7 protein-coding genes and 2 pseudogenes are annotated in these 8,634 nt (G+C 65.4%); 3 read left to right on the top strand and 6 right to left on the bottom strand.

The window, feature by feature from the left end; all coding sequences use genetic code 11:
* Both AUC71_RS16390 and rnhA read left to right on the top strand, forming a co-directional pair.
* Positions 1-647, top strand: a pseudogene (locus tag AUC71_RS16390) (phosphotransferase); the annotation flags it as partial.
* A 2-nt stretch (positions 648-649) separates the two neighbouring features.
* Entirely contained in the window at positions 650-1,105 is a 456-nt protein-coding gene (gene rnhA / locus AUC71_RS16385) for a ribonuclease HI (protein ID WP_069625119.1), read from the top strand.
* A gap of 103 nt (positions 1,106-1,208) precedes the next feature.
* On the opposite strand, the gene AUC71_RS16380 is transcribed toward rnhA, so the two are convergent.
* A complete protein-coding gene (locus AUC71_RS16380) occupies positions 1,209-1,694 on the bottom strand; it encodes a peroxiredoxin (RefSeq protein ID WP_069625118.1) in 486 nt (161 codons plus the stop codon).
* Positions 1,695-1,834: 140 nt separating this feature from the next.
* Positions 1,835-2,752, bottom strand: a complete 918-nt coding sequence (locus tag AUC71_RS16375; protein WP_069625117.1) for a protein-disulfide reductase DsbD domain-containing protein — start codon at positions 2,750-2,752, stop codon at positions 1,835-1,837.
* A 154-nt stretch (positions 2,753-2,906) separates the two neighbouring features.
* Between AUC71_RS16375 and AUC71_RS16370 the strand changes: the two genes are divergently transcribed.
* A complete protein-coding gene (locus AUC71_RS16370; RefSeq protein ID WP_069625116.1) occupies positions 2,907-3,512 on the top strand; it encodes a YqgE/AlgH family protein in 606 nt (201 codons plus the stop codon).
* On the opposite strand, the gene AUC71_RS16365 is transcribed toward AUC71_RS16370, so the two are convergent.
* The 4 genes and pseudogenes from AUC71_RS16365 to AUC71_RS22970 form a co-directional block, all read right to left on the bottom strand.
* A complete protein-coding gene (locus AUC71_RS16365; protein WP_069625115.1) occupies positions 3,509-6,304 on the bottom strand; it encodes an EAL domain-containing protein in 2,796 nt (931 codons plus the stop codon). The genes AUC71_RS16370 and AUC71_RS16365 overlap by 4 nt on opposite strands.
* 279 nt (positions 6,305-6,583) lie before the next feature.
* On the bottom strand, positions 6,584-7,171 hold the full coding sequence (locus AUC71_RS16360; protein ID WP_069625114.1) for a GNAT family N-acetyltransferase: 588 nt from the start codon (positions 7,169-7,171) through the stop codon (positions 6,584-6,586).
* A 12-nt stretch (positions 7,172-7,183) separates the two neighbouring features.
* Positions 7,184-8,464, bottom strand: a complete 1,281-nt coding sequence (locus AUC71_RS16355) for a M16 family metallopeptidase (RefSeq protein WP_069625113.1) — start codon at positions 8,462-8,464, stop codon at positions 7,184-7,186.
* Positions 8,461-8,634 (bottom strand): annotated as a pseudogene (locus tag AUC71_RS22970) (threonine synthase); the annotation flags it as partial. The gene AUC71_RS16355 and the pseudogene AUC71_RS22970, both read right to left, overlap by 4 nt.

The raw sequence follows: 8,634 nt of genomic DNA, 5'->3' as shown, positions 1-8,634 counted from the left end.
GTGGGTGCGGCGTCCGGGCATCGGGCATTGCGCGGGGCTCGGCCAGGCGCTCGCCAGATTCCACCTCGCCGGCCTCGATTTCCCTCATGACGCGCGAGAACGATTTGTCCCTGCCCGGCTGGCGGACGCTGTTCGACGCGATAGGCGATTCCGCCGACGGCGTGATTCCGGGGCTGAAGGACGCAATCGCGCGCGAGCTCGATTATCTCGCGGCGAACTGGGCGGCGGGCCTGCCGGTGGGCGTGATCCACGCGGACCTCTTTCCGGACAACGTGTTCTTTCTCGACGACAAGGTCTCCGGCCTGATCGACTTCTATTTCGCCTGCAACGACATGCTGGCCTATGACGTGGCCGTGTGCCTCAACGCCTGGTGCTTCGAGCCCGACACCTCGTTCAACATCACCAAGGCGCGGGCCCTGTTGCAGGCCTATGAACGCGAGCGGCCGCTGACCGAGCCGGAGCTCGATGCGCTGCCGCTGCTGGCGCGCGGCGCTGCGCTACGCTTCCTGCTCACGCGCACCTACGATCTCCTGAATACGGACGCGGGCGCGCTGGTGAAAACCAAAGACCCGACCGAGTATTTGCGGAAGCTGCGCTTCCATCAACGCGTGGGCTCGTACCGCGATTACGGTCTCGGGGCACATTGAGCATGGCCGAGCGTCCCAAGGTGGTCATCCATACGGACGGTGCGTGCTCGGGGAACCCTGGGCCAGGCGGCTGGGGGGCGATTCTGGAGTCGGGCGCGCACCGCAAGGAGATCAAAGGCGGCGAGGCGCTGACCACCAACAACCGCATGGAGCTGACCGCAGCCATCGAAGCGCTGGAGGCGCTCAAGGGGGCGTCGGACGTCGACCTCTACACGGACTCGAACTATCTGCGCGGCGGCATCACCAGCTGGATCAAAGGCTGGAAGCGCAATGGCTGGCGCACCGCCGACAAGAAGCCGGTGAAGAATATGGAGCTGTGGCAGCGGCTGGAGCAGGCCGAAGCGCGCCACACGGTCCGCTGGCACTGGGTCAAGGGCCATGTAGGCCATGACGACAACGAGCGCGCCGACGAGCTGGCCCGGGAAGGCATGGCGCCGTTTCTCGCACGGCGCGCCTAACGTCGGCATCCTGAGGCGCGTAAAACGGCCCGCGAAGGATGACGCCCCCTTCGAGGCTCCCCCGGATCAAGTCCGGGGTCGCACCTCAGGGTGACGGCGTTTCCTAGAGCTCCTTGAGAATCGCCTCGGCGGTCGAGACCTCGGCCACGCCCGGGGACTCTTCGGTATGCAGCACCTGGACCACGCCATCGTCCACGACCATGGCGTAGCGCTTGGAGCGCGTGCCGAGGCCGATCCCGCCGCCGTCGAAGTCCATGCCGATCTTCTTGGTGAACTCGGCATTGCCGTCGGAGAGGATCGTGATCTTGCCCTTGGCGCCGGATGTTTCTGCCCAAGCGTCCAGCACGAAGGGATCGTTGACGGCGACGCAGATCACCTCGTCCACGCCCTTCTCCTTGAGCTTGGCGGCATTCTCGACGAAGCCGGGCAGATGCTTCAAATGACAGGTCGGGGTGAACGCGCCGGGGACGGCGAACAGCACGACCTTCTTGCCGCCGAACACGTCCTTGGTGCTCATGCTGTCGATGCCGTCGGGCCCGACGGCCCGGAACGTGGCGTCAGGGAGGCTATCTCCTGTGGCGATGGTCATGCGGGTTACTCCTGGAATGTGGAAGGGCGGATTTGGCGCGCACCATACCGGCTCGAACGCACCGGGCCAAGGCGGCTCAGTCCGTTGACCCCTCCTCCTTTGGGCGGAGGAAGATTTGCACCTTTTGGGGGAAGGTAGAGCTACTCCGCCGTCCAGGTAGTCTCGGCAGAGCCCTTGTCCGAGACAAGCGTGAGGGTGAGAGCTTTCCCCCTGATGGCTTCGGCCTCGGCAGGGGTCATGAAGGACGCGAAGAAGCGTTGTTTGCCGTCTTCGAGCGGTCCAAGCGCTTTGGGAACCGGCAAGAGCACGTGGGGGTTGTCGAAGAACACATCCGTACCCTTGGCCCCTTCGGGGAACAGCGCCTCGATTTCCAGTCCCGGCGCCTCGCCTTCAAACGTGGCCGCGATATGCGCGATCCGGGGCAGCGTCTCGGCATCGGCCTCAAGCGGCACGCGGGACAGCGCCGTCTCAAGGAGCCGCCCATCGCCCTTGCCGAGATCGGGCGGCAGCACCGCCCGAAGCGCCGCCGTGTTCGGGATGCAAAGGTCCTTGCACAGGCCGTAATCGAAGGTCAGCGACAATGTGACGGGCTCGCCTTCCTGCTCCGGCGTGATCTTGACCGGGAACACCACCTCGTCGTCGTAGCCGATCGCCGTGCCATTCGCGTCGGCGAAGCGATGGGGCGCGGGATAGAGCACCTCGGCGCTCTTGAGGTTCTCGGAGCCGGACCAATCGAAGCTGGGCGGCACGCCGGAGTCTCCCGGGTTGCGCCAATAGGTCTTCCAACCCGGGTCCATGCGAAGCTGAACGCCGGCATAGAGCGCAGGCGCGCCGTTACGGGCGACCGTGCCGCTGACCAGACGCGCCTTGGAGCTTGTCTGGCCGGACCAGGCCGATTGCCCCTTGGAGGCGGCAAGGCCGGCGGACCCAAAGCCAATGCCGCAAATCGCGCCAAATGCCAATGCGGCGAGCAGCGCACCCGCGCGGCGTGCAGCGAAGAGTGTTTCGGCCTTAGGGTGATGGATCTTGGGGTGCTGGTTCATGAATGGCTTGAGCATTGGGCGCAAATCTAGCCGCGCCGAGGGCACGGCGCGAGGCTGTGCAGGATCAACAAGCGTCACGGTTTGTGAGGCCCTGCGGCGAGAATGGCACGGCCTGCCTTAATTGGCCGTTGCCTCTTCCCTCGCATTGGAACTGCTGTAGCATGGATGCATGCAAACAGGATCCCATTCCGAGGACGACGGCTACCTGGATGGCCAGCTTCTGGTCGCCATGCCGTCGATGGGCGATCCGCGCTTTTCCCGCTCGGTGATTTATCTGTGCGCGCACTCTTCCGAGGGCGCCATGGGCATCGTCATCAACCAGCGGGCGCCGAATATCAGCTTCACCGAGCTTCTCGAGCAGCTGAACATCGTGCCGACGGAAGACCGCATCTCCGTTCCTTCGGGTTTGAGCGCCATGGCGGTGCATCTCGGCGGGCCGGTGGAGACGGGCCGCGGCTTCGTGCTGCACAGCGCCGACTACTTCAAGTCGGAGAGCACGCTTCCTATCGACGAGAGCGTCTGTCTCACCGCGACGATCGATATCCTGCGGGACATCGCCAAGGGCAGCGGCCCGAACAAGGCGCTGCTTGCGCTCGGCTATGCGGGCTGGGCGCCGGGACAGCTGGAGGACGAGATTCAGTCCAATGGCTGGCTCAACTGCCCCGCCGATCCGGAGCTGATCTTCGATCCGGAGGTCGACCGGAAATACAACAAGGCACTCGGCAGTATCGGGATCGACCCGATCCGCCTCGTCAACGATTCGGGTCACGCTTAGGCGGTGCTCGGTCCCGGCAACGCCGGCAGAGGCTCTGGACTCTGCGACTCGATCTCAAGACCTGACGGCGCATCCGGCTCGGCACGGGCGCGCTCGCGCTGGCGCCGCTTGCGATGGCTGGCAAGCGCCGCGAGGAGCGCAGCCACGTCCTTCGCCGACATCGGCTCCCCGTAATAATAGCCCTGGCCGAACTCGCAGCCGATCGAGCGCAAATAGCTCGCGTCGGCTTGGGTCTCGACGCCTTCGGCGACCACCTCCTTGCCGAGCTCATGAGCCAAGGCCACGACCGAGCGCAGGATGAGCGGCGTCTGGCCGTCGAGCGCGCTCTCACTCACGAGCGAGCGGTCCACCTTAATAACGTCGAAGGGGAAGCGGTGCAGATAGCTCAACGAGCTATAGCCGGTGCCGAAATCGTCGAGGGCCAGACTCGCGCCGTAGGCCTTGAGCCAAGTGAGAATCTCGACCGCGCGCTCCGGGTTCTCCATGACAAGCGACTCGGTGATCTCGAGCTTCAGCGTGCCCTTTGGTACGGACTCCCGGGCGAGCATGAGCCTGATCTCCTGAACCATGTCCTGGCGGAAGAGCTGGCGGCTCGAGACGTTCACGCTGACGAAGAGCGGGTCGCGGTCGCGCGGCAAGACCCGATGCCAGCTCGCGGCTTGTTCCAAAGCCTGGTTCAGCACGTAGCTGCCGAGATCGACAATGAGCCCGGACTCCTCGGCGAGTGGGATGAAGTCGTCCGCCGCAAGGCGCCCCCGGGTCGGATGGTCCCAGCGTAAGAGCGCTTCGAAACCGGCAAGCTGATTGGATGCGAGCCGTGTGATCGGCTGGTAGAGGACCGAAATTTGCTGCCGGTCGAGCGCCATGCGCAGCTCGCTTTCCAGCGGCAAATGGCTCTCGTCCTCGGTGCGCATGGCCGCATTGAAAATCTCGATGCGGTCCGCCCCGCTGCGCTTAGCGCGCAACATGGCGATCTCGCCGTCGCGCAGCATGTCTTGCGACGTCATATGCGTTCCGTCATGCACGACAATGCCGATCGAGGCGGTGAGGATGATCTCCTTGGCGCTGATCTTCATCGGCGTGCGCAAGGCCCGGCGCACACGCTCGGCCAAGGTTGCGACGTGATGGGGATCGCTGTCCGAGATCAGCAGAATGGCGAATTGATCGCCGCCAAGACGTGCGAGCGTGTCTTGCGGATTGAGATGACGACCGAGGCGGCGGCCGAGCGTCAGCAGCATCGAGTCGCCGATGACGAGCCCAAAGCTCTTGTTGACGTTCTTGAAGCGATCGATGTCGATGAACAGAACCGTGGGCCGGTTGGATTGGCCTTCGGCCGCGCGGGTGATTGCGCCCTGCAGGCGATCCATGAACAGCTCGCGATTGGGGAGACCGGTGAGGCTGTCATGCACCGCATCGTGCATCAGCCGCTCATGGGAGCGCTTGAGCCCGGTCACATCGCGCAACAGGCCGACGCAACGCAGCAACCGCACATTCTCGTTTGGCGCCGCATGGGCGCGCAGATCGTACCAGAGATAGGTGCCGTCGTGACGGCGCAGGCGGAAGTCGGTCTGAAGATCTCCGCCCTGCTTCTCTTGAAGCGACCAGAGCATGAGCCGGAAGCGTTCGCGATCCGAGGCGTGCATATGCTGGAGGAATTCCTCGACCGTAACGTTGAGCGCGCCCGGGTCGAGCCCCAGCTCCTTCTCGATGTCGCTGTCCACGGTGATGACGTCGCGGCCCGCGTGCCACTGGAAGACGTGGGTGCCCGAGCCGTCGACGGCGAGCGATTTCATCTGCACGAGACTCGGCGGACCGAGGCTTACGCTGCCGCCGCCGGTGCGGAAGGCGAACTGGGTGACGGTGAAGCCGAGCAGCACCAGTATCAGCACGAGGCCCGCGACCAGGCCGGAGACGACGACCTCGCCGGAGAGCTTGCCGAACACGATCATCGAGGCCCCCAAGAGCCAAACGATCAGCAGCATCCAGCTCGGGATCAGCGACATGGCGCGGTCCTGACCGCGCAAGGCGAAATAGCCGATGAGCACGGTGCCCACGCCGGCCGAGCAGCAGCGTCGAGCGCGCGCGAGGCCGGAGGCGGTCTGCGGGTCGATGATGGCGACGACGATCAGCGCGAACTGCGCGGCGATCCAGCCCCAGAACATGGTCTTGATCCACACATGCCACAGGCCGATGCGCAAGAACGTGTAGAGGAACAGCACGAGGCTCGCGGCGAGGCCGGCTTCAGCGGCGGCGCGATAGACGGCCGTGCGGTCGGGGCCGACGGGGAACAGCTTGTTCCAAAATCCGAAGTCCACGCAGAAATAGACGAGCGCGGCCCAGGCGACGAGCGCGGTGGCCGGGAAAATGGCGCGGTGGTTCGCCGCGAAGATCGCGGTGAGGAAGATGGCGAGCAAGCCGGTGATGCCGAGCAGCACGCCGTTGAACAGCATGCGATCCTGTTGCTTGGCTTGGTAAGCGTTGGAGTTCCATAGCGTGAGCCGCGGCACCTTCGTGGAGGCGAGCTCGGCGGCGTAGGTCACGGTCTGACCAGGCTCGATATTGAGCCGGAACATATCGGCGCGATCGCTTTTCAGCGGCTCGGGCCGGAAGCCGAGCGACGGCGTGACCGCGGTGATGCGCGGCGCGTCGAGCTCGGGACGGAACACGCCGGAATTGGCGAGCGTGTAGCGCGGCGCCACAAGCCAGCGCACGATGCGCTCGTCCGTCGGGTTCGACAGGGCGAAGACCAGCCAGCTCGGGTTGGTGCCGGGCGTGGAGGCCTGCACGGCCATGCGGCCGATATAGCCATCGGGGCCAGGCGCCGTCTCGATCTGGAGCCGGTCGCCGCGGCCTCGTAGAGCTCGCCCTTAGCGGTGATGTCGGTCACAGGCGCGGCCGGGTCTACGGGGATGGCCTCGATGGCGTGGGCAAGCCCGGGCAACAGCGTGACCGCAAGGAGCAGCGCCCAAGCAAACGCGCACGCCCCGCCCTGGCGTTTCAGCCAGGACGCAGCGCCCTTGGCGCAAGCTGAGGCGTTTCTCGCCACCATCTCTCCCCCGGCCCGATCCGCCCTAACCGCGCGGATCGGAATCAAGCAGCGCGTAGAGCAGATGATCCTGCCAGGCGCCGTTGATACGCAGATACCGTCTCGCGAGACCTTCGCGCTTGAATCCTGTTCTCTCCAGCAACCGCATCGACGCGGCGTTAGTCGGCAGGCACGCCGCCTCGAGCCGGTGCAGCTCGAGCGAGTCGAACACAAACGGCACGACGGCCCGGACGGCCGACGTCATGTACCCTTGATTGGCGTATTTGGCGCCGACCCAATAGCCGAGCGTACAGGACTGGGTCACGCCTCGGCGGACGTTGCAGAGGGTGAGTCCGCCGACCAGCGCATCGCTATCCACGTCGTGGATAAACAATGCGTATCCCACGTCCTCGCGCAGGTCGCGCAGGTAATGGCGCACGCGGCGGCGGAACGAGGCACGGGACAACTCGTCCGGGGCCCAGAGCGGCTCCCACGGCATGAGGAAGTCGCGGCTGGATGCCCTGAGCTCGGCCCAAGCCGGATAGTCCGACATTTGCGGCGTGCGCAATACGACCCGTCCGGACTCGATGACCGGTCCAAAATCACTTGGGGAGGCAGCTCGCAGCAAGGCCATCGATCACCCTCTTCAGGCAGCTTTGCTCGCCGGAACGGTAAATTTCCCGGCCACGGCTTCGAATCTTGCAACATTAAGGATGGGCCCCACCGTGGCAAGGCTAAGCGGCGAGAGAAGAACCCTCTGAAGCATCGCTTGCAGATCGGCGACCTCGACCCTTTCGATCCGCTCGATCAACTCGCGGGGGGACAAGATGCGGCCATGAAACAGGACGTGCCGGGCGAGCTGCTCGGCGCGGCCGCTCGAACTCTCGAGCCCGGCCAGGAGCCCCATCTTGAGCTGCGCCTTGACCCGGTCGACCTCGGCCTGGGCAAAGCCGCGCTCGGCCGCCTGTTCCAGCTCGCCGCGGATCACCGCGAACAGCTCGTCCGCCTTGTCGGGCGCGCCCGCGGCGTGGATGATGAACATGCCGCTGTCGGTGAGACCCATCGAAAAGGCATAGACGGAATAGCAAAGCCCGCGCCGCTCACGGACCTCCTGGAACAGCCTGGAGGACATGCCGCCGCCAAGCGCACCGGCGAGGGTTTGAGCCGCGAAATAGTCCGCGTGATGGTAAGGCGGCGCCTCGAGGGCGAGCATGAGTTGGGTCTGTTCGAAAGGCCTGTCGGACTGCTTGGTGCCGCCGAGATAGATCGCCCTTTGGGGCTGGGGGGATGCCTGCTCGGGCAGCGCCGACAACCAGCGCTCGGCCTCGGCAAGGAGCTCTGCGTGATCCACGGCGCCGGCCGCGGCCAGAACCATGTTGGGTGCATGATACTGGGCGGCGAGATAGGCGCCGAGATGGGCCCGGTCGAACCGGCTCACGCTTCTCGGCGGTGCGAGAATGGAGCGGCCCACGGGCTGGTCGGGGAAGGCCGCCTCGGAGATGAAGTCGTAGACGATGTCCTCCGGCGAATCCAAGCTGGCGGCGATCTCTTGGAGGATGACGTCGCGTTCGCGGTGAAGCTCGTCGCTGTCGAAGCGCGGTTCGAGGATGATGTCGCTCAGAATGTCGAGTGCGAGCGGCACGTCCTTGGGCATGACGCGTGCGTAATAGCCGGTGGAGTCGACGGAGGTGGCGGCGTTGATATCCCCACCGACCGCCTCGATCTCCTCGACGATGTCACGGGCGCTGCGCCGCGCGGTTCCCTTGAAGGCCATGTGCTCCAGGAAATGCGCCGACCCCATGCTCGGCTTGTCCTTCGGAGCGGCTGCCGGCGCGACCCAGATCCCAAGCGATACGGTCTCGACCTCGGGCATGGTGTGGCTAACCACGGTGAGCCCATTCTTGAGGGTCGAGCGTTCCGCGCTCACGCCTGGACCTCCGTGGCGGCCGTCGCCGCGCGGCCGTGGCGAACGATGAAATCGGCGACGGCGGCGAAGTCGGCGGGCAGCACAGTGCAGCGTTCGTCCTGACCGAGCTTCAGCTTGAGCCGCTCCGGCTGCTCCGGCAGACGGCCGCAAGCGCGCTCGACCGCGTCGGG

Origin of the sequence: Methyloceanibacter marginalis (genome assembly GCF_001723295.1) — a bacterium.
Taxonomy (GTDB): Bacteria; Pseudomonadota; Alphaproteobacteria; order Rhizobiales; family Methyloligellaceae; genus Methyloceanibacter; species Methyloceanibacter marginalis.
The sequence above is the reverse complement of the archived record's forward strand: the minus strand, read 5'-3'. Positions and strand labels throughout refer to the sequence as shown.

What these genes read in the sequence shown, in the direction of transcription:
- rnhA (WP_069625119.1), top strand. Translation starts at nt 650, where the DNA reads ATGGCCGAGCGTCCCAAGGTGGTCATCCATACGGACGGTGCGTGCTCG.
- AUC71_RS16380 (WP_069625118.1), bottom strand. Translation starts at nt 1,694, where the DNA reads ATGACCATCGCCACAGGAGATAGCCTCCCTGACGCCACGTTCCGGGCC.
- AUC71_RS16375 (WP_069625117.1), bottom strand. Translation starts at nt 2,752, where the DNA reads ATGCTCAAGCCATTCATGAACCAGCACCCCAAGATCCATCACCCTAAG.
- AUC71_RS16370 (WP_069625116.1), top strand. Translation starts at nt 2,907, where the DNA reads ATGCAAACAGGATCCCATTCCGAGGACGACGGCTACCTGGATGGCCAG.
- AUC71_RS16365 (WP_069625115.1), bottom strand. Translation starts at nt 6,304, where the DNA reads ATGGCCGTGCAGGCCTCCACGCCCGGCACCAACCCGAGCTGGCTGGTC.
- AUC71_RS16360 (WP_069625114.1), bottom strand. Translation starts at nt 7,171, where the DNA reads ATGGCCTTGCTGCGAGCTGCCTCCCCAAGTGATTTTGGACCGGTCATC.